At 74.5% G+C, this 26,394-nt stretch carries 4 protein-coding genes; all 4 read right to left on the reverse strand.

Going from position 1 to position 26,394, the window contains the following annotated elements; genetic code table 11:
- On the reverse strand, positions 1-1,738 hold a 1,738-nt coding region (locus tag QSK17_RS34230), incomplete at its 3' end, for a type I polyketide synthase (protein WP_285710500.1).
- 36 nt (positions 1,739-1,774) lie between these two features.
- A complete protein-coding gene (locus tag QSK17_RS34235) occupies positions 1,775-9,322 on the reverse strand; it encodes a type I polyketide synthase (RefSeq protein ID WP_285710503.1) in 7,548 nt (2,515 codons plus the stop codon).
- Entirely contained in the window at positions 9,319-12,660 is a 3,342-nt protein-coding gene (locus QSK17_RS34240; protein ID WP_285710505.1) for a type I polyketide synthase, read from the reverse strand. The genes QSK17_RS34235 and QSK17_RS34240 overlap by 4 nt, the downstream gene beginning before the upstream one ends.
- A complete protein-coding gene (locus QSK17_RS34245; RefSeq protein ID WP_285710508.1) occupies positions 12,653-26,173 on the reverse strand; it encodes a type I polyketide synthase in 13,521 nt (4,506 codons plus the stop codon). The genes QSK17_RS34240 and QSK17_RS34245 overlap by 8 nt, the downstream gene beginning before the upstream one ends.
- Between the last annotated feature and the right edge of the window lie 221 nt (positions 26,174-26,394).

The following is a 26,394-nucleotide window of genomic DNA, read 5'->3' on the forward strand; positions in this document are numbered from 1 at the left end:
CCATCCGCGCCGCGAACACCGGCGAACACCCCAGCAGCTCCACCCCCATCCCGGCCCACTGCGACCCCTGACCGGGAAAGACGAACACCACCCGCCGATCAGGACGCGCCACCCCCGCCACCACCCCCACGCCCGCATCACCGTCGGCCAGCAACCGCGCGTTCACCCCCACATCCGGCAACACCACCGCCCGATGCTCAAACACCCGCCGCGTACTGACCAGCGAAAACCCCACATCCCCCGGATCCGCCTCCACCCCCGCCACCCGGCCCGCCCACACACGCAACGCCTCACCCGACCGAGCCGACAACACCCACGGCACCGGCACCGGCCCGACCCCACCCGGCACCGCAACCTCAGCAACCGGCGCAGCCTCCAAGATCACATGCGCGTTCGTCCCACTGATCCCGAACGACGACACCCCCGCACGCCGCACACGCCCCGTCTCCGGCCACGCCACCGCCTCGGTCAGCAACCGCACACTGCCCGACGACCAGTCCACGTGCGGCGACGGCTCATCCACGTGCAACGTCCGCGGCAACACCCCATGCCGCATCGCCTGCACCATCTTGATCACCCCGGCCACCCCGGCGGCGGCCTGCGTGTGCCCGATGTTGGACTTCACCGACCCCAGATACAGCGGCGTCTCACGCCCCTGCCCATACGTCGCCAGCAACGCCTCGGCCTCGATCGGATCACCCAGCGCCGTCCCGGTCCCATGCGCCTCCACCACATCCACCTCCGACGGCGCAAGCCGCGCATTGGCCAGCGCCGCCAGAATCACCCGCCGCTGCGACGGCCCGTTCGGCGCGGTCAGCCCGTTCGACGCACCGTCCTGATTGACCGCCGTGCCACGTACGACCGCGAGCACGGGATGGCCCAGCCGCTGGGCGTCGGAGAGCCGCTCCAGCAGGAGCAATCCGGCGCCCTCGCCCCACGAGGTGCCGTCGGCGCCAGCGGCGAACGCCTTGCAGCGGCCGTCGGGCGCGAGCCCGTTCTGCTGGCTGAACTCGATGAACCCCTCCGGCGTGGTCATCACCGTGACGCCGCCCGCGAGCGCGAGCTCGCACTCCCCCGCACGCAGCGCCTGTGCCGCCAGATGCATCGCGACCAGCGACGAGGAGCAGGCCGTGTCGACCGTGAGCGCGGGGCCCTCCAGCCCGAAGGTGTAGGCGATCCGGCCGGAGAACACACTGGCCGCGCTGCCGGTGAGCAGAAAGCCCGACAGCGCTTCGATCTGTTCCTCGCTCGGCCCGGAGATCTGGGCCATCCCGCCGACGAACACGCCGGTCCTGCTGCCGCGCAGGCCGTCCACCGGCAGTCCCGCCCGTTCGAACGCCTCGTACGCGACCTCCAGCAGGAGCCGCTGCTGCGGGTCCATGGACAGGGCCTCGCGCGGCGAGATCCCGAAGAACTCCGGGTCGAAGTCGGCGGCGTCGTACAGGAACCCGCCCTCGCGGACGTAGCTGTGCCCCGGCCGGGCCGGTCCAGGCCGGTAGAGCCGCGTGGTGTCCCAGCCGCGGTCGGCGGGGAGGCCGGAGATCGCGTCCACCTCGTCGGCGGCGAGCCGCCACAGCAGTTCGGGCGAGGTGGCGCCGCCGGGGTAGCGGCAGGCCATGCCGACGATGGCGATCGGCTCGGCAGCCCGTTCCTCGACCTCGCGCAGACGGGCGCGGGCCTGGTGCAGGTCGGCCGTCACACGCTTGAGAAAGTAGCGGAGCTTGTCTTCACTCGACATGGACGTTCCTCGCGAAGCGGGCGGGCAGGGGGAAGGTCAGGAGATCCCGAACTCGGTGTCGAGCAGCCGGAACATCTCGTCGTCGGACGCGGACTCGATCCGGTCCTCCAGTGACGGCCCCGCGGGGCCGCGCACCCGGGCGAGCAGAGCCTCGATGCGGGTGGCGAGGCGGGCGCGGTCCTCTTCGCCGGTCAGCGAGGCCAGCGCCGCCTCCACCCGGTCGAGTTCGCCGAGCGGATCGACAGGGGGCCGGATCGCGTCGCGCAGGTACGAGGCGAGGGCGGTCGCGGTCGGGTGGTCGAAGACCAGCGTGCTGGGCAGGCCGAGCCCGGTCGCCCGGGAGAGGCCGTTGCGCAGTTCCACCGCGGCCAGCGAATCCAGGCCCACATCGCGCAGCGACTGGTGGACGTCCACCGCGTCTGGCGAGGCATGCCCGAGCACGGCGGCGATCTCGCCGCGCACGATGTCGAGCAGCAACCGGTCGAGCTCGCCGTCTTCCGCGGTGCTCAGGATCTCGGCGGCGGTGCCGCCCGCCGCGTCCGCCGCCATCCGGTCCAGCACGTCCTGGGCCTCGGGCAGTTCGGCCAGCAGCGGGCTCGGGCGCATCGCGGTGAAGGCCGGCACAAACCCCGTCCAGTCGACGTCCGCGACGACGACGGCGGTCTCGTCCCGCTCCACCGCGCCGGTCAGTTCGGCGACCGCGAGTTCCGGGGGAAGGCCGGCCACTCCTCGGCGGGCCATGTGCGCTCCGGCCTCGCCATCGGCCATGCCGGGACCGGCCCAGGGCCCCCAGGCGATCGAGGTGGCGGTCAGCCCGCGGGCCCGGCGTCCCGCGGCCAGGGCGTCGAGTGCCGCGTTGGCCGCCGAGTAGGCGGCCTGGCCGCCGCTGCCCCAGGTCGCCGCGATCGAGGAGAACAGCACGAACGCGTCCAGGGGCGTGTCGCCCAGCAGGGCGTCGAGGTTCGCGGCGCCGACGACCTTGGCCGAGCGGACCCTGGCGAACTCGGCGAGGTCGGTGTCTTCGAGTGGTTGCGGATCGCCCAGGCCGGCGGCGTGCACGACGGCCGTCAGCGGGAGTTCCGGCGGGATCTCCGCGAGGATCTCGGCGAGCGCGGCCCGGTCGGCGACGTCGCAGGCCCGCATCGTGACGCGGGCGCCGAGCGCGGTGAGTTCGGTGGCGAGGCCGGCGGCGCCAGGGGCGTCCTCGCCACGGCGGCTCTGCAGGATCAGGTGCTCGGCGCCGCCGGCGGCCAGGTGGCGGGCCACGTGCGCGCCGAGCGCGCCCGTGCCTCCGGTGATCAGCACGGTCCCGCGCGGGCTCCAGGCGCGGACCTTCTGCCCGTGCGCCGCGCGGACCAGCCGGCGCACGTGCACGCCGGACGGGCGCAGCGCGACCTGGTCCTCTTCTGCCGCGGCGAGCACGCCCGCCAGCAAGGCTGGGTCGATGCCGGCCGCCTCCGCCGGGAGGTCCACACACCCGCCCCAGCGGCGCGGGTGCTCCAGCCCGGCCACCCGCCCCAGTCCCCAGATCTCCGCCGCCGCCGGATCGACCGGCTCACCGGGTTCGACCTGCACGGCGTTCCTGGTGACGCACCACAGCGGCGCGTCCCATCCCCTGTCGCCGAGGGCCTGGACGAGGGAGACGGTCTGGCCCGCGTCCGTCAGCAGGGACAGCACCCCGGCCGGTTCCGTGCCGGGCAGCAGCGCGGCCGCGTCGGCGCGGCCGGCCCCTGCGGGCAGTTCCAGCACCGCCGCGCCGACCGCCTCGGCGGCTCGGACGATCCACGCGTCCGAGGCGCCGCCCTCGGGCACGACCGCCAGCCAGGTGCCACCGGGGATCCGGCGGCCGGGCGTTCCGGCCGGCCGCCAGGTGACCTGGTAGCGCCAGCCCTCACTGACGGCGTCCCTGGACCGCGTCTCCGCCGGGCCGGACGTACGAGAAGGGGTGAGCCAGAACCGCTCGTGCTCGAAGGGATAGGTCGGAAGCTCCGCGGGCGTGGCAGGCCCGAGCAGGCGCGTCAAGCGCGGTCCTGCCCCGCGCACATGCAGGCGGGCCAGCGCGGTCATCAAGGTCGCGGCCTCGGGCCTGCCCGCCCGCAGAACGGGCACGGCGTCGTCCACCAGCGCGGACAGCACGGCGTCCGGGCCGATCTCGACGAACGCGGTGACGCCGCGGGCACGCAGGGCCTCGACGCCGTCGGCGAACCGGACGGTCCGTATGACCTGCCCCGCCCAGTACGCCGCCGTTCCAGGATCGCCGTCCCCACCGGTGGTCACCAGCGGCACGGCGGGTTCGGCGAAGGTCAGCCCGTCGAGCACCGCGCGGAAACCGTCGAGCATGGGCGCCATCAGCGGCGAGTGGAAGGCGTGGCTCGTGGTGAGCCGTTTGGTCCTGCGGCCGCGGGCGACCCATTCCGCGGCCACGTCCAGGACCGCGGGCTCAGGTCCTGAGAGCACGACCGCGGACGCGCCGTTCACCGCGGCCAGCGCGACGGGCTCGGCCAGGTCGCCCAGTTCGTCCTCGGCGGCTTCGATCGCCACCATCGCGCCGCCCGCGGGGAGTGCCTGCATCAACCGCCCGCGCGCCGTCACCAGCGCGGACGCGTCCGCCAGGGAGAGCACCCCCGCGACGTGGGCGGCGGCGATCTCGCCTATGGAGTGACCGAGCAGGACGTCCGGACGCAGGCCCCAGGTCTCCAGGAGCCGGACCAGCGCGACCTGGACCGCGAAGATGCCCGGCTGCGCGAACTCGGTCGTGTCCAGATCCGGGTCGCCGTCGAACACGGCCTGCCGCACCCGCGGGTCCAGGTGGGCGCACACCTCGTCGAAGGCCGCCGCGTACGCCGGGTGGGCCTCGTACAGCTCGCGACCCATCCCCGCGCGCTGGGAGCCCTGGCCGGTGAACAGGAACGCCGTCGTGCCGCCCGCGCCGGCGGTCCCGCGGATCACGTGCCCGGCGGTGCCGCCGTCGCGCACCGCCGACAGGCCGCTCGCGAACTCGTCGGGAGTCTCGCCGATCACGACGGCCCGATGCTCGAACGCGGCCCGTCTCCCGGCGAGAGCACGGGCGACCACGAGCGCGTCGGCGCCTTCCACGGCCGGGAGGAGCCGGGCGGCCTGAGCGCGCAGCGCGGTCTCGGTGCGCGCGGACAGCACCCACGGCAGCGGGCCGGCCGGCCCGGGCCGCACCGTCGCGGCGACGGGATCGGGCTGTTCGAGGATTACGTGCGCGTTCGTGCCGCTGACCCCGAAGGACGACACCGCCGCGCGGCGTACGCCCGTCTCCGGCCACGGCGTCGTCTCGGTCAGCAGGGAAACCGCGCCGGACGACCAGTCCACCTTGGCGGACGGCTGATCCACGTGAAGGGTCCTGGGCAGGACGCCGTGCCGCAGCGCCTGGACCATCTTGATGATCCCGCCGACGCCGGAGGCGGCCTGGGCGTGGCCGATGTTCGACTTGAGCGAGCCCAGGTACAGGGGCGTCTCCCGAGCCTGGCCGTAGGTCGCCAGCAGGGCCTGTGCCTCGATCGGGTCGCCGAGCACGGTGCCGGTGCCGTGCGCCTCGACCGCGTCCACGTCGGACGGCGAGAGCCCGGCGTTCGCCAGTGCCTGCCGGATGACCCGCTGCTGCGAAGGGCCGTTCGGCGCGGTGAGGCCGTTGGAGGCGCCGTCGGAGTTCACCGCCGACCCGGCGACCACCGCCAGCACGGCGTGCCCGTGGCGGCGGGCGTCCGACAGCCGCTCCAGCAGCAACATCCCGGCGCCCTCCGCCCACGCGGTGCCATCCGCCGTCTCGGCGAACGACTTGCAGCGGCCGTCGGGAGCGAGCCCACGCTGACGGCTGAACTCCACGAACGCGCCGGGGCTCGACATCACGGTCACGCCGCCGGCGAGGGCCAGGTCGCACTCTCCCGACCGGAGCGCCTGAGCGGCCAGGTGCAGCGCCACCAGCGACGACGAACAGGCCGTGTCGACGGTGAGCGCGGGCCCCTCCAGGCCGTAGACGTAGGAGATCCGGCCGGACAGCACGCTCGCCGCCGTACCGGTGCCGAGGTTGCCGCCGACATGGTCGGGGGCCTCGTGCAGCGGCGGGCCGTAGTCCTGCGACGAGGTGCCGGCGAACACGCCGACAGCGGAGCCGCGCACCATGCGCGGGTCGATCCCGGCGTGCTCGAAGGTCTCCCAGGTGACCTCCAGCAAGAGGCGCTGCTGCGGGTCCATGGCGAGCGCCTCTCGCGGCGAGATCCCGAAGAACGCGGCGTCGAAGCCGGCGGCGTCCGCGAGGAACCCTCCTGAGCGCACGTAGGTCCTGCCCGGCCGGCCCGGCTCCGGGTGGTAGAGGGCGTCGGTGTCCCAGCCGCGGTCGGCGGGGAACCCGGTGATCGCGTCGGTCCCCGTGAGCACGAGGTCCCACAGGTCGGCAGGGGATCCGACGCCGCCGGGGTAACGGCAGCCCATGCCGACGATGACGATCGGGTCCGTGCCGCCGTCGTGCGCGGTGAACCGTTCCGCCGGGGCGGGCGCGTCGAGGACCTCGGCGAGCAGCAGGGCGGCGAGCGCGGCCGGGCTCGGATGGTCGAAGACCAGCGTCGCGGGCAGGCTGAGACCCGTGGCGGCGCCGAGCCGCGTGCTGAGCTCGACCGCGGTCAGCGAGTCGAACCCGAGCTCGGCGAACGCGCGGCCGGCGTCGATCGCCCCGGTGTGGCCGAGCACCGCGCCGGCCTGGGTGCGGATCAGGTCGGTGAGCTGCACGAGGGCGTCGGCCTCCGGCAGACCCGTCAGCCGGTCCCGCAGCCCCCGGTCCACCTGGGCCGTACGGCGGATGCGGGCGCGGGCGGGCGGGGTGCCGCCGGGCACGAGCCAGAAGTGCTCGTGCTGGAAGGCGTAGGTGGGCAGGTCGGTCCGCCGCGCGCCGGTCCCGGCGAAGAACGCGGCCCAGTCGACCGGGACACCGTGGGTGTACAGGGCTCCGACCGCGCTCAGCAGCGTGACCGCCTCACCGCGGCCGGGCCGCAGCGCGACCGCCGTCACGCCCTCGGCCAGGTCCCGGGTCAGCGCGGTCAGCACGCCGTTCGGTCCGAGCTCCAGATAGGCGGTGACCTCCTGCTCACGCAGGCACGCCACCGCGTCGGCGAACCGGACGGTGCCGCGGACCTGCGCGGTCCAGTGCTCGGCGGTGGACAGTACGGCCAGGTCCGCGACCGTGCCCGTGCGGGTCGAGACCAGCGGCACGGCCGGGGCGTGGAAGGTCAGGCCGCCCGAGACGTCCGCGAGCGGCGCCAGCACCGGGTCCATGGCGGCGGAGTGGAAGGCGTGGCTGGTGCCGAGACGGCGAGTGCGACGCCCCTGCCGTACCCAGTGCTCCACCGTCGCGGCGACGTCGTCCTCGGGGCCGGAGACGACGACCGCCGAGGGCCCGTTGACCGCCGCCACGTCCACGGTCGACGGGAGGGCGCCCACCACCTCGGCCTCGCTCGCCTCGATGGCCGCCATCGCGCCGCCGGCGGGTACGTTTGCCATCAGGCGGCCTCTGGCGGCCACCAGGACCGCCGCGTCCTCCAGAGTGAGCACTCCCGCGATGTGGGCCGCGGTGATCTCGCCGAGGGAGTGACCCGCCACGACGTCGGGCCGCACGCCCCACGACTCGACGAGGCGGGCCAGCGCGACCTCCACGGCGAACAGGCCCGCCTGGGCGTAGTCGGTCCGGTCCAGCAGGGCCGCCAGGTCGGTGCCCGGCTCGGCGAACACGACGTCCTTGAGCGGGACACCGTCCGCCCAGCGTCCGTCGATCTCCACGCAGACGGCGTCGAAGGCCGCGGCGAACGTGCCGTACGCGGCGTACAGCTCACGTCCCATTCCCGCGCGCTGGGCGCCCTGGCCGGTGAACAGGAACGCCACCTTGGGTTCCGCGCACGCGACGTCCTGTACGAGACCGGGGGCGGGAGCGCCCTCGGCCAGGGCGTCCAGGCCGGCGGAGAGCGTGCCCGCGTCCGGGGCGACCATGACGGCCCGGTGGTCAAGCGTGGCGCGCGTCGTCGCGAGCGAGTAGGCGGCGTCCACCGGCCGCCGGAAACCGCCCAGCGAGGCGGACAACCGAGCGGCCTGCGCACCCAGCGCCGCACCGGTCTTGGCCGAGATCACCCAGGGCAGGACGGCAGGGGCGGCAGGGGCGGCAGGGGCGGCCGGCTCACCCGGCTCCACGGCGGTGGGCGGTGCCTCCTCGACGATGACGTGCGCGTTGGTGCCGCTGACCCCGAAGGACGACACCCCTGCCCGGCGCGGGCGTTCGCCCGCCGGCCACTCGCGGGCCTCGGTCAGCAGTTCGACCGCGCCGGCGGACCAGTCGACGTGCGGCGTTCGCTCGTCGGCGTGCAGGGTACGCGGCAGCGTGCCGGCCCGCAGGGCCAGGATCATCTTGATGATCCCCCCGACCCCGGCCGCCGCCTGGGCGTGCCCGATGTTGGACTTCATCGACCCCAGCCACAGCTGGCTCTCGCGGTCCTGGCCGTAGGTCTCGATCAGCGCCCGCGCCTCGATCGGGTCGCCGAGCACGGTCCCGGTGCCGTGCGCCTCGACCGCGTCCACGTCCGCCGGCGTGAGCCGGGCGTCGGCCAGCGCGGCGCGGATCACGCGCCGCTGCGCCGCTCCGCTCGGCGCGGTGAGGCCGTTGGAGGCGCCGTCGGAGTTCACCGCCGACCCGGCCAGCACCGCCAGCACGGTGTGCCCGTGGCGGCGGGCGTCCGACAGGCGTTCCAGGATCAGGACGCCGACGCCCTCGGCCCAGCCGGTGCCGTCCGCTCCGGCGCCGAAGGACTTGCAGCGGCCGTCGGGCGCGAGCCCGCGCTGCCGGCTGAACTCCACGAACCCGCCGGGGGTGCTCATCACCGACACGCCGCCGGCCAGGGCGAGGGTGCTCTCCCCCACGCGCAGCGAACGGATGGCATGGTGCACCGCCACCAGCGACGACGAGCAGGCGGTGTCCACCGTGATCGCCGGCCCCTCCAGGCCGAAGGCGTACGCGATGCGCCCGGACAGCACACTGGCCGCGACACCGGTGAGCAGGTGCCCCTCGACCTCCTCCGGCGCCTCATGCAGCCGGGGCCCGTAGTCCTGGCCGTTGGTGCCCACGAACACCCCGGTCCGGCTGCCGCGCACCGAGTCCGGCACGATGCCCGCACGCTCGAACGCCTCCCAGGCCGCCTCCAGCAGGAGCCGCTGCTGCGGGTCCATGGCGAGGGCCTCACGCGGGCTCAGGTCGAACAACGACGCGTCGAACCCGGCGACGTCATCAAGAAAGCCGCCCTCGCGGACGTAGCTCGTGCCGGGAGCCGACCCGGGGTCGTAGAGCCTCCCCAGGTCCCAGCCGCGGTCGGCGGGGAACTCCGAGATCGCATCCACTCCGCGATCGACCAGGCGCCACAAGTCGTCCGGCGTACGCACGCCGCCGGGGTAGCGGCAGCTCATGCCGACGACGGCGATCGGCTCGTGCGCGCGATCCTCCAGGTCCTGGAGGCGGCCGCGAGCCTCGCGCAGGTCGTTGGTGGCGCGTTTGAGGTAGTCGAGCAGCTTCTCTTCGTTACTCACGAGGTGGCACCCAGTTCCCGGTCGAGCAGCGCGAACATCTCGTCGGCGGAGGCGGCGGCCAGATCGATGCCGCCGGAGTCGTCGGAGCCTGTGTCGTCGGGGCCGGCCGCCGGCGTCGTGGCGAGGTCCCGCAGCCGGCTCAGCACCGCGGCCCGTTCGGCGCCGGTCAGCGAACGCAAGCCGGCTTCGAGCGCGTCGAGATGGCGATCGAGCTTGCCTCCCGGCGCTCCGGCCAGCTCGGTACGGAGGTACTCGGCCAGGTGCGCGACGGTCGCATGGTCGAACACGACGGTGACCGGCAGGTCCAGCCCGGTCGCGGCGGCGAGCCGGTTCCGCAGCTGGACCGCGGCGGCCGAGTCGAAGCCGAGGTCACGGAACGACCCGTTCTGCTCGACCTCCTCAGGTGATGAGTGGCCCAGCACGGCCGCGGCGGCCGTCCGCACCAGCTTGGCCAGCATCCGCCGTTGCTCGGCCTCGGCGAGCCCGCCCAGCCGGCCGGCCCAGTCCGGCCCCTGCCCCAGCCCGTGACCCTGCCCCTGGTCCTGGTCCTGCCCCAGCGCGTGACCATGACCCCGCCCCTGGCCCTGGCCGTTCACGGCCTGCCGGGCACTCGCACCGAGCGCCACGCGGCCCGCGTCGAGCCAGTAGCGGCGGCGGTCGAAGGCGTAGGTGGACAGGTCGACCCGGTGGCCGGCGGGCACGGCGGCACCCCACTCCACCCGCACGCCACGGACGGAGAGCTCCGCGAGCGAGAGCCGGACGCGGCCGAGCCCGCCGTCGCCACGACGCAGCGCCCCGGCGACCACCGCGTCCGTGCCGGTCTCGGCCACCGTCTGCTGCATCCCCATGGTCAGCACCGGATGCGGGCTGAGCTCGGCGAAGGCGTCCTTGCCCTCGGCCAGCAGCACCCGCATCGCCGGCTCGAACAGCACCGGTTCCCGCAGGTTGGTGAACCAGTACGCGGCGTCCAGCCCGGTGGTGTCGAAGTGGTCCGCGGTGACCGTGGACATGAAGGGGATTTCCGCGGTGTGCGGGCGGATCGGCGCGAGATCGGCGAGCAGCCGCTCCCGCAGCGCGTCGACCTGCCGGGAGTGGGAGGCGTAGGACACGGGGACCCGCTTGGCCCTGACACCGTTCTCGGCACAGTAGCCGAGCAGCTCCTGCAGCGCCTCCGTCGCACCGGAGACCACGACGGAGGCGGACCCGTTGACCGCGGCGACCGAGATCCGGTCGTCCCGCTCGATCAGGGAGGCGACCTCCGCCGGCGGCAGGGCCACCGACACCATTCCACCGCGTCCGGACAGGTCCGCCAGCGCCCGGCTGCGCAGGGCCACCACGCGGGCGCCGTCGGACAAGGACAGAGCCCCCGCGACGCAGGCCGCCGCGATCTCGCCCTGGCTGTGGCCGAGTACGGCCGCCGGCTCAACGCCGTGGGCCCGCCACACCGCGGCGAGCGACACCATGACCGCCCACAGCGCGGGCTGGACGACGTCCACCCGGTCCAGCTCCGTGCCGTCGCGCAGCACACCCTCCAGGTCGAGCTCGGTGAACGGTTCCAGGGCCGCCGCGCACTCGGCCAGCCGCCCGGCGAACACCGGGCTGGACGCGAGCAGGTCCCGGCCCATCCCTGCCCACTGCGAGCCCTGCCCGGGGAACACGAACACCGCTTCACCGCCCGTGCCCGCACGCCCGGTCACCACGCCGGGTGCGTCCTCACCGGCCGCCAGGGCGGCGAGTCCCCGGCGCAGTGCGTCGCGATCGTCGCCGATGACGACCGCGCGGTGCTCGAACAGGCTGCGCGACGTCACCAGCGAGTACGCGACGTCGGCGGCGGCGTACTCCGGATGCGCGTCCACGTGGGACAGCAGCCGGGCCGCCTGGCCGCGCAGCGCGGCGGCGCCGCGGGCGGACAGGACCCACGGCATCGCGGGGGCATCCGGGCTCGTCGGCTCGTGACCGTGCTCCGGAGCCTCCTCCAGGATGAGGTGCGCGTTCGTACCGCTGACCCCGAAGGACGAAACGCCCGCGCGGCGGGGCCGATCGGCGGCGGGCCAGTTCCTCGTCTCGGTGAGCAGTTCGACGGCCCCGGCCGACCAGTCGACGTGCGGCGACGACTCATCGGCGTGCAACGTCTTCGGCAACACCCCATGCCGCATCGCCTGCACCATTTTGATCACCCCGGCCACCCCGGCCGCGGCCTGCGTATGCCCGAGATTCGACTTGATCGACCCCAGAAACAACGGCTCTGCGCGGTCCTGCCCGTAGGTGGCCAGCAACGCCTGCGCCTCGATCGGATCGCCCAACGGCGTCCCCGTCCCATGCGCCTCCACCACGTCCACATCCGCCGTGGACAGACCCGCACTCCCGAGCGCCTGACGAATCACCCGCTCCTGCGACGGCCCATTCGGCGCCGTCAACCCATTCGATGCACCATCGGAATTCACCGCAGAACCACGCACCAACGCCAACACCCGATGCCCGTTGCGCCGCGCGTCCGACAACCGCTCCAGCAACAACATCCCCGCGCCCTCGGCGAAGCCGGCGCCGTCGGCACCGGCGCCGAACGCCTTGCAGCGCCCATCCGCGGAGAGCCCGCGCTGGCGGCTGAACTCGACGAACAGCGACGGGGTGGCCAGCACGGTCGCGCCGCCCGCCAACGCCAGAGAGCACTCGCCCCGGCGCAGCGCCTGGGCCGCGAGGTGCAGGGCGACCAGCGACGACGAGCAGGCCGTGTCCACGGTGAGTGCCGGGCCCTCGAAGCCGAAGGTGTAGGCGACCCGGCCCGAGGCCAAGGACCCTGAGGTGCCCATCAGCACCTGCCCGGCGAGGTCCGCGTCGGCCGCGGCGGCGCCGTAGTCCTGGTACATGATCCCGGCGAACACCCCGGTCGGGCTGCCGCGCAGGGCCAGCGGATCGATCCCCGCGCGTTCGACGGCCTCCCAGCAGACCTCCAGGAGCAGCCGGTGCTGCGGGTCGGTGACCTCGGCCGCGGCCGGGGAGAGGCCGAAGAAGCCGGCGTCGAAGTCTCCCGGCGCGTCCAGGAAGCCACCATGGCGGGTGGCCGAGTGGCCCGGCGCGTCCGAGCGGTGCAGCGCGTCCACGTCCCAGCCCCGGTCGGCGGGGAACTCGGTGATCGCGTCGGCGCCGTCGGCCAGCAGCCGCCACAGCTCCTCTGGAGTGGTGACCCCGCCCGGATAGCGGCAGCCCATCCCGATGATGGCGATCGGCTCGGTCCGTTCCTCCTCCGCCGCGCGCAGCCGCTCGCGAGCCTCGTGCAGCTCGCGGGTGACCCAGCGCAGACTCTCCAGCACGCGGTGGTCGGTCGCCTGCTCACCCATCGTTGCCCAGCTCCTTGCGGATGAAGTCGAGGATCTCGTCGGCGGAGGCGGTGCTGAGGCGATCGGCCGCGGTAGATCGGCTCGCGCCGTCTCGTCCAGCGCCGTCTCGTCCAGCACCGTCTCGTCCGGCACCGTCTCGTCCAGCGCTGGCGCGGTCCCGCCGCAACCGTGCGCTCAGCGTCTCCAGCCGGGCCGACAGCCCGGCCAGCGCCACGTCGTCCGCCGTGGTGTCCCGCAGCGCCGCCTCCAGCCGGTCCAGGTGCTCGAACGCCTCGGGACGGCCGGGTTCCGGGGTCAGCTCCCTCGCGAGGTACTGCGCCACGGCGGACGGCGTGGGGTGGTCGAACACGAGCGTGGCGGGCAGGCGCAGACCGGTGGCGGCGCTCAGTCGGTTACGCAGTTCCACCCCGGTGAGCGAGTCGAACCCGGTCTCGCCGAAGGGCCGCGCCGGGTCCACCGCCCCGGGACCGGCGTGCCCGAGCACGTCGGCGACCTCGTTGCGCACGAGTTCCAGCAGCGCGCGCGGGCGGTCCGCCGCGGCGACGCCGGCGAGCGTCGTCACCGCGCCGGCTCGCGCCTCCGGAGCCCGGACCAGCCCGCGCAACAGCCGAGGCACCTCGCGGAGCCGGGCGGCCGAGGTCTCCAGGCGTACGGGGAACAGCACCGCGTCCCCGGCCGCCCATGCGGCGTCGAACAGGTCGAGCCCCTGACTGCTGGACAGCGGCAGCACGCCGCCGCGGCCGAGCCGGGCCAGGCCGGTACCGTCCAGCCCGCCGGTCATCGTGCTGGCCTCGGCCCAGAGGCCCCAGCCCAGCGACAGCGCGGGCAGCCCGCGCGCCCTGCGGTGCCGCGCGAGCGCGTCCAGGTAGGAGTTCGCCGCCGCGTAGTTGGCCTGGCCGGCGGTGCCGAGGACGCCCGCCACCGAGGAGAACAGCACGAAACTGCGCAGCGGCAGGTGCTCGGTGAGCGCGTGCAGGTGCCAGGCGGCGTCGGCCTTCGGCCGCAGGACCGCGTCGAGCCGCTCAGGCGTCATGGCGGTGAAGGTGGCGTCGGCCAGGACGCCCGCGACGTGCACCACCGAGGTCAGCGGATGCTCTTCAGGGATCCCGGCGAGGACCGCGGCCAGTTGCCCGCGGTCCGCGGCGTCGGCGGCCACGATGGTTGCCGACGCGCCCAGCTCGGTGAGCTCGGCCACCAGCTCTCGCGCACCCTCGGCCTGCGGGCCGCGGCGGCTGAGCAGCGTCAGGTGGCGGGCACCGTGGGTGAGGACCAGGTGACGGGTGACGAGCCGGCCGAGGGTGCCGAACGCGCCCGTGACCAGCACCGTGCCGTCCTCGTCGAGCAGCGGCCTGCCCTTCGGCCGCGTCTCGGCCCTGGCCAGCACCGGGACGTACGCCGCACCGCCGCGCAGGGCGAGCTGCGCCTCCCCGGTGCTGACGGCGGCGGGCAGCGCGGCGAGGGAGCGCGGATCGTCGTCGAGATCGGCGAGGACGATCCGTCCGGGATGCTCGGCCTGCGCGGAGCGCAGCATGCCCCACACCGCCGCGCCGGCGAGATCGGTGTCCCGCTCTCCTTCGCCGACCTGAACGGCCCAGGACGTGCACAACACGAGGCGGGTGCCGCCCAGCCGGTCGTCGGCCAGCCAGTCGCGGACCAGGGTCAGGTGCCGGCCGAGCACCTCGTGGACCGGCCCTTGTCCGACCGGCGCCACGACGGCCTCGTACGCGCTCAGCGAGGCCGGGTCCGTGTGGCGGGGAACCCCCATCGCGGCGGCGAACGCGTCGTCCCCACGTACGGCGGTCACCGGTGCTGGACCTTCGGCCGCGACGGGGTTCCAGGCCAGCCGGTACAGCGAGTCGGCGCCGACGGCGAGCTGGTCGGGCGAGAACGGCCGCAGGGTCAGCGCCGCGACGGTGAGCACGGGGCGGCCGTTCTCGTCGTCGGCGGCGAGCGCCACAGTGTCCGGACCCGCCGGGGAGAGCCTGACGCGCAGTGCCCGCGCCCCGCTCCCGTGGACGGTGACGCCGCCCCAGGCGAACGGCAGCCGCGCGCGGTCGTCGGCGGGAAGCAGCCCGCCGAGGCGGACCGCCTGGGCCGCGGCGTCCAGCAGCGCGGGATGGATCACGAACCGGTCCGGCTCGTGACCGGCCGCCACCTCGGCGTAGACGTCGTCCCCTGCCCGCCAGGCGCGCCCCAGGCCCTGGAACGCGGGTCCGTAGTCGAACCCGACCTCGGAGGCGGTGGCGTAGAACTTCTCCAGCTCGACCTCACCGGCGCCCGGCGGCGGCCAGGCGATCGGCGGCCGGCTCCTGGCCGCGGCCTCGCCCGCCAGCGTGCCGGACGCGTACCGGGTCCAGGTGGCATCGGCGGGGGCGTCCTCGGCGCGGGCGAAGAGGCGCAGCGCGCGCCGTCCGTCACCGTCGGCGGCGGTGACGCTGATCTGCACCTGCACCGCTCCGCCGCGGGGCAGCACCAAGGGCGCCTCGACGGTGAGGTCCTCGACCGCGCAGCCCGTCTCACGGGCGGCGTGCAGGGCCAGGTCGAGGAACGCGGTGCCGGGCAGCAGCGGCGTGCCGAGCACGGCGTGGTCGGCGAGCCACGGCTGGGCCCGCAGCGAGAGCCTGCCGGTGAACAGCAGCATCTCCGGGTCGGCCAGCCGGGTCGCGGCGCCCAGCAACGGGTGCCCTGCCGGGGCGAGGCCGAGCCCAGTGGCCGCGCCGCCGATGGGGATCTCGGGGGCGTCGAGCCAGAAGCGCTGCCGTTGGAAGGGGTAGGCCGGCAGCGTGATCCGCCCGCCGGTGGCAGGCAGCACGGCGGCCCAGTCCACGGGCACGCCCTGGACATGTGCCTCTGCCACGGCGGTCAGCACGCGGTCGAGACCGTCCTCGCCGCGCCTGAGCGTGCCGACGGCGAGCGGCCGGTCTCCGTCCAGCGTGTCGAAGGTCTCGGCGAGCGCGGTGGCCAGCACCGGGTGCGGGCTGCACTCGATGAAGACGTCGTGGCCCGCGTCGAGCAGTGCCGTGGTGGCCTTCGCGAACTCGACCGGCTGCCTGAGGTTGCGGTACCAGTAGCCGGCGTCGAGGCCCGCGGTGTCGAGGGGCGCGCCGGTCACCGTGGAGTAGAACGGGACGTCTCCGGATACTGGGCTGACGGGGGCCAGGAGCCGGCCCAGCTCGTCCTCGATCAGTTCCACATGGGGCGAGTGGGAGGCGTAGTCGACCGCGACCCTCCTGGCCCGGACGTCCTGGGCGGCGCAGGCCGCCATGAACTCGCCGAGCGCGCCGGCGTCGCCGGACATCACGGTGGAGGAGGCGCTGTTCACCACCGCGACGGAGATGCGCCCGTCCCACGGCTCGGCCAGTTCGCGGGCCCGGCTCACCGGGAGGGCCACCGACACCATGCCACCGCGGCCCGACAGGGCCGCCAGCGCCCTGCTACGCTCCACGACCAGCCTGGCGCCGTCCTCCAGGGACAGCCCGCCGGCCACCACCGCCGCCGCGATCTCACCCTGAGAGTGCCCCACCACCGCCGCGGGCTCGACTCCGCAGGATCGCCACACCGCCGCCAGCGACACCATCACCGCCCACAGCGCGGGCTGTACGACATCGACCCGCTCCAGCGCGGCGGCGTCGCCGAGCACATCCGGCAGCCAACAGCCGGTGAAGGGCTCCAAGGCCGCCGCGCACTCAGCCATCCGCTCGGCGAACACCGGGCTGGACGCGATCAGCTCCAGCCCCATCCCGGCCCACTGCGAGCCCTGCCCGGGGAACACGAACACCACCCGACGGCCCTGCTGTGCGACCCCGGTCACCGCACCGCCGCCGCTCCCGCGCTCGGCGATGGCGCTCAGCCCTTCGCGGGAGCCGCCGAGAACGACGGCACGGTGGTCGAACAGCGTACGCGTCAGCAGCGCGCGGCCCACCGCGGCGGCGTCGGTGTCCGCCAGCGGCATCAGGTTGCGGGCCTGCTCCCGGAGCGCGGGTTCCGACTTGGCCGACAGCACCCACGGCACCACCGGCAGATCCGGCCCGGTCTCCTCGGGGGGTTGGGGCACCGCCTCCAGAATGACGTGCGCGTTGGTGCCACTGATCCCGAACGAGGACACCGCGGAGCGGCGGGCGCGGATGGTCTCGGGCCAGTTCCTCGTCTCGGTGAGCAGTTCGACGGCCCCGGCCGACCAGTCGACGTGCGGCGACGGCTCATCGGCGTGCAACGTCTTCGGCAACACCCCATGCCGCATCGCCTGCACCATCTTGATCACCCCGGCCACCCCGGCCGCGGCCTGCGTATGCCCGAGATTCGACTTGATCGACCCCAGAAACAACGGCGTCTCACGCCCCTGCCCGTAGGTGACCAGCAACGCCTGCGCCTCGATCGGATCGCCCAACGGCGTCCCCGTCCCATGCGCCTCCACCACGTCCACATCCACCGTGGACAGACCCGCACTCCCGAGCGCCTGACGAATCACCCGCTCCTGCGACGGCCCGTTCGGCGCCGTCAACCCATTCGACGCACCATCGGAATTCACCGCAGAACCACGCACCACCGCCAGCACCGGATGCCCGTTGCGCCGCGCGTCCGACAACCGCTCCAGCAACAACATCCCCGCGCCCTCGGCCCAGGCCGTGCCGTCCGCGGCGGCGGCGAACGGCTTGCAGCGCCCGTCGGGGGCCAGCGCGCGCTGGCGGCTGAACTCGACGAAGGAGCCGGGCGTCGCCATCACGGCGACCCCTCCGGCCAGCGCCAGAGAGCACTCCCCCTGCCGCAGCGCCTGGGCCGCGAGGTGCAGGGCGACCAGCGAGGACGAGCATGCGGTGTCAACCGTGACCGACGGGCCCTCGAAACCGAACGTGTAGGACACCCGCCCGGACACGACGCTCCCCGAGCCGCCGGTGAACGAGTAGCCTTCGGCCTCCTCGGGCAGCGGTGCCAGCCGTGCGGTGTAGTCGTGGTACATCGCGCCCGCGAAGACGCCGGTACGGCTCCCGCGCAGCGCGCCCGGGTCGATCCCCGCGTGCTCGAACGCCTCCCAGGACGTCTCCAGCAGCAGCCGCTGCTGCGGGTCCATCGCGGTCGCCTCGCGCGGGCTGATGCCGAAGAACTCGGCGTCGAACATCCCGGCGTCGTGCAGGAAGCCACCGCTGGTGGTGTACGTGCGGCCGGGGCGGTCGGGGTCGGCGTCGTACAGCGCCTCGGTGTCCCAGCCACGGTCCGAAGGGAACCCGGTGATCGCGTCGGTGCCCTCGGCCACCAGCCGCCACAGGTCGTCGGGGGTTCGCACGTCGCCGGGGAACCGGCAGGCCATGCCCACGATCGCGATCGGCTCGCCGTCAGCGGCGGCCGGTGCAGGGCGCGACTCGGGCGCCGCTGCCCGGGGCGCGCCCAGGTCCGCGCACAGCCGGTCGATCACCGCCTCCGGGCTCGGGTGGTCGAACAGCAAGGTGGCGGGCAACCGCAGGCCGGTCACGGCGGCCAGCCGGTTGCGCAGTTCCACCGAGGTGAGGGAGTCGAAGCCGATCTCCTTGAACGCCCGGCCAGGTTCGATGGAGGCCGTGGCCGCCAGTCCCATGACCGCGGCGATCTCGTCGCGCACGAGGGCCGCCACGGCGTCCCTGTCCAGGTTCGCGCCACGCGGAGCCGCGGTGGCGCCGGTCCTTCCCGCCCGGGGGCGGACGAGCCCGCGCAGCAGGCCGGGCACCGTTCCAGCGGCCCGCAACCCCGCCTCGTCCAGCCTCAGCGGCACGAGCAGGGCCTCGCCCGAGGCGCGGGCGGCGTCGAACAGCTCGATTCCCTCCCGCGTGGGCAGCGCGCCGACGCCGGTCCTGGCCATCCTCGCCCGGTCCGCGGCGGCGAGCCCGCCCGCCATGCCCCCATCCGTTTCCCACAGGCCCCACGCCAGCGCCGTGGCGGGAAGTCCCGCGGCCCGCCGGTGGTGCGCCAGCGCGTCGAGGAAGGTGTTGGCCGCCGCGTAGTTCGCCTGCCCTGCCGTGCCGAGCAGGCCCGAGACCGAGGAGAACACCGTGAACTCGGCGAGTTCGAGGTCTCGGGTCAGTTCATGGAGGTTCCAGGCGCCGTCGAGCTTGGCCCGCAGGACGTCGTCGATCCGGTTCGCGTCCAGCGCTTCCACCGGACCGTCGGCCAGCACACCGGCGGTGTGGATCACGGAGGTCAGCGGACGGTCCGCCGGGATGCCGCCGAGCAGTGTGCGCACGGACTCCCGATCGGCGACGTCGCAGGCGGCCAGCGTCGCCTCCGTCCCAAGGTCCCGCAGCTCCGCGGCCAGTTCCCCGGCGCCTTCCGCCGCCGGGCCACGGCGGCTGACCAGCAGCAGGTGCCGTGCGCCTTGCCGGGCCATGGCACGGGCCAGTTCCCTGCCGAGCCCGCCGGTCGCTCCGGTGATCAGGACGGTGCCGTCGGGCTCGCCGGCCCGGGGGCCGCCGACCGGAACGGTCGCCCGCGCGAGCCTGGGCACGAGAACCCGGCCGTCGCGGAGCGCCAGCTCCCTCTCGCCGGTCGCGACCGCGGCTGCGATCCCCTCGGGCGTGGCACCGGTGCCGGTGCCGGCGTCGGCGTCGAGCAGCACGAACCGGCCGGGGTACTCGGTCTGCGCCGAGCGGAGGAGGCCCCACACCGGCGCCTGGGCCAGGTCCGCCACGTCCTCCCCTGGCAGGACGGCGACCGCCGAGCGGGTCACGAACACCAGCCGGGCGTCCGCGAAGCGGTCACCCGCGAGCCAGGCCCGGACCAAGCCGAGCACGCGATCGACGGCGGCACGGGCCCGCTCCGGGAGGCCGGGCGCCGCTCCGGTCTCGCACCGCACGGCCACGACGTCCGGCACGGTCGTCAACCCGGCGAGATCGGCTTCCGGGCCGAGAACGACGCAGGTCAGGCTGGTGGGCGGGGCGGGCACAGGGGTCCAGCCGACGCGGTAGAGGTCGGGGTGGGTCACGGTGGCCCCCCCGGCGATCCGATCCGCGGAAGCCGGTCGCAGGGCCAGGGCACCGACCGAGGCGATCGGCGCTCCTGACGGGTCGGTGAAGGACATGGCGACACCGTCGGCGGACGGTGTGTACCGGACGCGGGCGGCGCTCGCGCCGACCGCGTGCAGGGCGACCTCGTGCCAGGAGAACGGGATCCGGCCTTCAGCGGCGTCCGCCGGGTCGCCGAACGCGACCGCGTGCAGAGCGGCGTCGAGCAGCGCCGGGTGCAGGCCGTAGTGCGCGGCCTCGGCCTGCCGGTGCTCGGGCAGTACAACCTCGGCGAACAGCTCGTCACCCCGGCGCCACACCTCGCGCAGGCACCGAAACTCGGGACCATAGTCGAAGCCGAGCTCGGCAACGCGGTCGTAGAGGCCGCCGATGTCCACCGGCTCGGCCCCGTCCGGGGGCCAGGCTCCGGTCTCCGGCGCGGTGGCCGCGGCGGAGGCGGTGGTGGTGGTCGAGACGGTGGCCGAGACGGCGGCCGTCGCGTTGCGGGTCCACCCGGCGGTCACCGCCGGCGAGTCGGGCCTGGAGGAGACCGCCAGCGCGCGGCGGCCTGACTCGTCGGGCACGCCCAACGTCACCTGGACCTGGACGCGACCGTCGGCGGGCAGCACCAGCGGCGCCTCCAGGACCAGCTCGTCCACCCGATCGCACCCGACGTGCCCGCCCGCCAGCAGTGCCAGCTCCACGAACGCGCTGCCGGGCAACAGGTTCGCGCCTAGGACGACGTGCTCGGCCAGCCACGGCTGGGTGCGCACCGACAGCACTCCGGTGAACAGCGCCTCGCCGGTCCCGGCGACCTCGGCTCCACCGGCGAGCAGCGGGTGGCCGGTCGGGGTCAGGCCGGCGGAGGCGGCGTCCGCGGGGACCGAGCGCGACGGGAGCCAGTAGCGCTGCCGGTCGAAGGCGTAGGTCGGCAGGCCGGCCAGCAGGTCGGCCCGCAGGTCAGTCCGTGGGTCGGCTGGCGGCGTGCCGGGGAAGACCGCCGTCCAGTCGGGGTCGATGCCCCGCGCGTACAGGTCGGCGAGCGCGGTGAGCACCGTCGCCGGTTCCGCGCGGCCGGCACGCAGCGCCGGGAGGAACGCGGTCCCCGTGGCGTCGGGCAGGCAGTCGCGCGCCATCGCGGTCAGCACGCCGTCCGGCCCCAGCTCCAAGAACGTCGTGACCCCGGCTCCGGCCAGCCGCTCGACCGCGGCCGAGAAGCGTACGGTGTCCCGGACGTGCCGGACCCAGTGATCCGCGGTGCCGGGGTCGCCGGAACCGCCGACGACCAGCGGGATCCTGGCCGGGCGGAACGTCACCGTTCCGGTGACTTCCCGGAACCGGTCCAGCATCCCGTCCATGGCCGGGGAGTGGAAGGCATGACTGACGTTGAGCCGCCGCGTCTTGCGGCCGAGCCCGGCGACATGGGCCTCTATCTCCGCGACCGCGCCGGCGGCGCCCGCGACCACCACCGCCTGCGGCCCGTTGACCGCCGCCAGGGATACCTCGTCCTCACGGCCGTCCAGCAGCGGCAGTACCTCGCCCTCGGCCGCCTGCAGCGCGACCATCGCGCCACCTTCGGGCAGCGCGTCCATCAGCGTGCCGCGAGCGGCGACCAGCCGGGCCGCGTCCGGCAGGTCCAGGATCCCCGCGGCGTGCGCAGCGGCCAGTTCGCCGACCGAATGCCCGGCGACGAAACCCGGGGCCACGCCCCAGTGCTCGAACAGCCGGAACAGGGCCGTCTCCACCGCGAACAGCGCGGGCTGGGTGTAGGCGGTGCGGTTCAGCAGGGCCGCCTCCGGAGTACCGTCCGCGGCGAACATCACCTCGCGCAGCGGGCGCGGAAGGTGCGGATCGAGCGCGGCGAACGCGTCGTCCAGCGCGGCGGCGAACACCGGCAGCGTTGCGTACAGCTCATGGGCCATCCGGGCGCGCTGGGCCCCCTGACCGGTGAACAGGAAGGCTGTCTTTCCGCCGGTGACGCGGGCGGTCGCGCTTCCGCGTTCCGCCAGGGACTTCAGCGCGTCGAGGTAGCCGTCACGGTCCGCCGCGACCAGCCCGGCGCGGTACTCGAACGCGGTGCGTGCGGCCAGCGTCCCGGCCACCGCGGCGAGGTCGAGTTCAGGATGCTCGGCCAGGTACGCCCACAGCCGCCCCGCCTGCCGGGCCACCGCGCCGGGTGTCTTCGCCGAAATCACCAGCGGCGCCTGGAGACCACCGCCACCGGCGGTCCCAGCGGCGGTGGGCACTGAGGCGGAGGGCACTGAGGCGGAGGGCACTGAGGCGGAGGGCGCCTCCTCCAGGATGAGGTGCGCGTTGGTGCCGCTGATGCCGAACGACGACACGGCAGCCCGGCGCGGCCGCCCGCCCTCCGGCCAGGCCACGGGCTCGGTCAGCAGCCGCATCGCCCCCGACGACCAGTCCACGTGCGGGGTCGGGTTCTCCGCGTGCAGGGTCCGCGGCAGGACGCCGTGGCGCAGGGCCAGCACCATCTTGAGCACGCCGCCAACCCCGGCGGCGGCCTGCGCGTGTCCGATGTTGGACTTCAGCGAGCCCAGGTATACCGGGGTCTCGCGGTCCCGCCCGTAGGTCTCCAGCAGGGCACGCGCCTCGATGGGGTCGCCGAGGGTCGTGCCGGTGCCGTGTGCCTCCACCGCGTCCACGTCCGACGTGGACAGCCCGGCGTCGGCGAGTGCCTGGCGGATCACCCGTCGCTGCGCGGGCCCGCTCGGCGCGGTCAGGCCGTTAGACGCTCCGTCGGAGTTCACCGCCGACCCGCGTACGACGGCCAGCACCGGATGCCCGTTGCGCAGCGCGTCCGAGAGCCGTTCCAGCAGCACCACGGCGGCGCCTTCCGCCCAGCCCGTACCGCCGGCCTCGGCAGAGAACGCCCTGCACCGGCCGTCGTCGGACAGCCCGCCTTGCTTGGCGAACTCGGCGAACATCCCCGGCCCTGACATCATGGCCACCCCGCCCGCCAGCGCCATTCCACACTCACCCGCTCGCAGCGCCTGGCACGCGAGGTGCAGGGCCACCAGGGAGGATGAGCACGCGGTGTCCACGGTGACCGCCGGGCCCTCCAGCCCGAAGGTGTAGGCGACCCGGCCCGAGATGAGGCTCGTCGTGGTGCCGGTGAGCAGATGCCCCTCGAAGCCCTCCGCGGCCTCGGACAGGCGCGGCCCGTACTCGTGGGAGGTGGCGCCGAGGAAGACGCCGCCGCGATGACCGCGCACGTTCGCCGGCCGGATGCCCGCGCGCTCGAACGCCTCCCACGCGATCTCCAGCATCAGGCGCTGCTGCGGGTCCATGGCGAGCGCCTCGCGCGGGCTGATCCCGAAGAACGCGGGATCGAACTCCGCCGCGCCGGTCAGGAAACCGCCGTCGCGGACGGCGTCGGTGTCCCAGCCCCTGTCGGCCGGCGGCGCGCCGACCGCGTCACGGCCCTCGTCGACCAGCCGCCACAGGTCCTCAGGAGTGTGAACGTCGCTGGGGAACCGGCAGGCCATGGCGACGATGGCGATCGGCTCGCGACTGGTGGAGGCGGGCGCGGCTTCCCCGGCGTCACCGCGTCTTGCAAGGTGTCCGGCCATATCGACTCCTGCCGGGTGTCCGGCCACATCGAGTCCTGCCAGGTGTGCGGCCAGTGCCGCGGGCGTCGGCTGCTCGTACAGCAGGGTCTCGGGCAGCGCGTGGCCCGTCACCTCGGCGAGCCGGTCGCGCAGTTCCAGCCCACCCAGGGAGTCGAGCCCGAGGTCGCGGAACGCCCGCCCGGGATCGACATCGTCACCGGCCGGATAGTCAAGAACGGCCGCGACCTCGGCCCTCACCAGCTCCAGCGCGACCGCCTCGGAAAGCGGGCCCGCGGGAGCGTGGGTCTCCTCGGGGATCGAAGTGCCGGAGGGCATGGGAACACCGCGCCGTTCCCATGCCCTCTCGGACAACCAGTGGCGTCCGCGCTGGAACGCGTAGCCGGGCAACTCGACGCGGTCGCCGTTCCATGGGGCGAAGACGGCCGCCCAGTCGATGTCGCGGCCCGAGGTGTGCAGGCCCGCCAGGGCCCGCAGGACCGCGGCGACCTCGGGACGGCCGCCGCGCTGCGCCGGCACGGCGGCGGCCGGTCCTGTGACGGTGGCGCGAACCTGCTCGACAAGCACACCGGTGGGGCCGACCTCGACGAAGTCGGTGACCTCGGCGGCCTCCAGCGTCTGGACAGCCTCGGCGAACCGCACGGCCTCGCGGGCCTGCCGCACCCAGTAGCCGGCGTCGCGTAGTTCGTCGTCCGCGATCCGCCCGGTCAGCGTGGACACCAGCGGTATCGCCGGACTCCGGTACGAGACCTCCCGCGCCACCGCGCCGAACTCGCGCAGCATGGGATCGATCAGCGCGGAGTGGAACGCGTGGCTGACCCGGAGCCGCTTGGTGCGGTGCCCGCCTCCGGCGAGCGCGTCCGCCGTGGCGAGCACCGCGTCCTCCCCGCCCGAGAGCACCACCGACGCGGGCCCGTTGACCGCCGCGATCGAGACCTCCGGGCTCAGGTACGGCAGGACGTCCGCCTCGGCCGCGTCGACGGCGACCATCGCGCCGCCGCGCGGAAGCGCCTGCATCAAGGAGCCGCGCGCCGCGACCAGGCGTGCCGCGTCCGCGAGCGAGAACACCCCCGCCACGTGGGCCGCGGCCAGCTCACCGACCGAATGCCCCACGACGAAGTCCGGGCGGGCCCCGGCGGTTTCGAGCAGGCGGAACAGGGCCACCTCGAACGCGAACAGCCCAGCCTGGGTGTAGACGGTCTCCGCGAGCACGTCCTCGGCCTCGGGCGACTCCGCGGCGAGCACAACCTCCTTCAGCGGGCGGGGGAGGAGGCCGTCGAGCGCGGCGCACACGGCGTCGAACTCGTGCGCGAACGCCGGGAAGGCCGCGGCGAGTTCCCTGCCCATGCCGAGCCGCTGGCTGCCCTGGCCGCTGAACAGGAAGGCGAGCGCGCCGCGCTCCCCCACCGTGCCGCGCACGATCTCGCGACCACCGCCGCCGTCCGCGAGCGTGCCAAGCCCGCGCAACAGCGCGTCCCGGTCGCCGCCGACCACGACCGCCCGGTGCTCGAACGCCTTGCGCGTGGTGGCCAGCGAGAGACCGACGTCCACGATGCCGGCGTCGGGCAGCGCGGCCACGTGGTCACGCAGGCGGGCCGCCTGGGCCCGGAGGGCTTCGGGCGTTCGTCCCGAGACCAGCCACGGAACCGCCGACGCCGTGGACGGGGTCGGCGCCGTGGACGGGGTCGGCGCCGTGGACCGAGCCGGCGGTTCTTCGAGCACCACGTGGCAGTTCGTGCCGCCCATGCCGAACGACGACACGCCCGCGACGAGCGGCCGGTCCGGATCGGGCCAGTCGTCCAGCGCCGTCTGCACCCGCAGGCCCAGTTCCCCGAGCGGGATCGCGGGGTTGGGGGTCGCATGGTCCAGGGTCGGCGGAAGCTTCCGGTGCCGCATGGCGAGCACCACCTTGACCAGCCCGGTGATCCCGGCCGCCGCCTCGCCGTGGCCGACGTTCGGCTTGACTGATCCCACCGCCAGTCGCGGGCCCGTGGGCCGGCCGAGTACCTGGCCGAGCGCCGAGGCCTCGGCGGGGTCGCCGGCCTTGGTCCCGGTGCCGTGCAGTTCGACGTACTGGACCGCCCGCGGCTCGACACCGGCACGCTCGTAGGCCAGCCGCAGCACCTGCGCCTGCCCCACGGGATCGGGGGCGGTCAGGCCGGCGCCGCCGCCGTCGTTGCCGACCGCGCCGCCGCGAATCACCGCGTGCACGATGTCGCCGTCGGCGAGCGCGTTCTCCAGGGGCTTCATGACCAGCGCCGCTCCGCCCTCGCCCCGCACGAAGCCGTTGGCGCGGGCATCGAAGACGTAGGCGTGCCCGTCCGGGGAGAGTCCGCCGAAGCGCTCGGCCAGCGCCACGGCCTCCGGCACGAGGTTGAGGTGCACGCCTCCGGCGATCGCGACCGCGCATTCCCCGCGGCGCAGGCTCTCCACGGCCTGGTGCACCGCCACGAGCGAGGACGACTGCCCGGAGTCGACGGTGTAGCTGGGGCCTCGCAGGCCGAGCGCGTATGAGACCCGATTGGCCACCAGTGAGCGGCGCACCCCGGCCATCGAGTACCGGGTGACGGCGTCGGCGCCTGCGCGATCCAGCAGCGTGGCGTAGTCGTCGGACGCGGCGCCGACGAACACTCCGGTCCGCGCCCGGTCCGAGTCGCCGGGAACGATCCCAGCGTTCTCCATGGCCTCCCAGGCGAGTTCGAGCATGAGCCGTTGCTGGGGGTCCAGCGCGGCGGCCTCCCTCGGGGAGATCCCGAAGAAGGCGGGGTCGAAGTCCTCGACCCGGTCGAGGAACGCCGCGGGCGGCGCACCGGGCGCCACTGCCCGTCCGGCCGGAGGCTCACCGATCGCCGTGACACCGTCGCGCAGCATCGCCCAGAACTCGGCGGGCCCCGGCACCGAAGGCAGGCGGCAGGACAGGCCGACGATGGCGATACCGTCCACGCCCGGGGTTCGGCTCATGCGGCCTCCTGACGATGGTGTGCCATTCCTTCGGAACGATCAGAAAGCTAGAAGGGACGGCTTCCTTTTCACTTCCACCGGCTTTCCGGCACTGAAAGTCACGAGCCGCATCGGGAAGGATCCGGTTCGTGGCCGACTGCGGGCAGCATGAAGCCCCTGGTCAGTGGGTGAGTGGAACGAAAGCGGCGCGACGGTGGACGCCGCCGGGCTCCGGGCTCGCC

It is taken from the genome of Microtetraspora sp. NBRC 16547, from assembly GCF_030268965.1.
Lineage (GTDB): Bacteria > Actinomycetota > Actinomycetes > Streptosporangiales > Streptosporangiaceae > Microtetraspora.

Excerpts from the sequence above, each read along its gene's own strand:
- QSK17_RS34240 (WP_285710505.1), bottom strand. The coding sequence starts at position 12,660 with ATGGGTGAGCAGGCGACCGACCACCGCGTGCTGGAGAGTCTGCGCTGG.
- QSK17_RS34245 (WP_285710508.1), bottom strand. The coding sequence starts at position 26,173 with ATGAGCCGAACCCCGGGCGTGGACGGTATCGCCATCGTCGGCCTGTCC.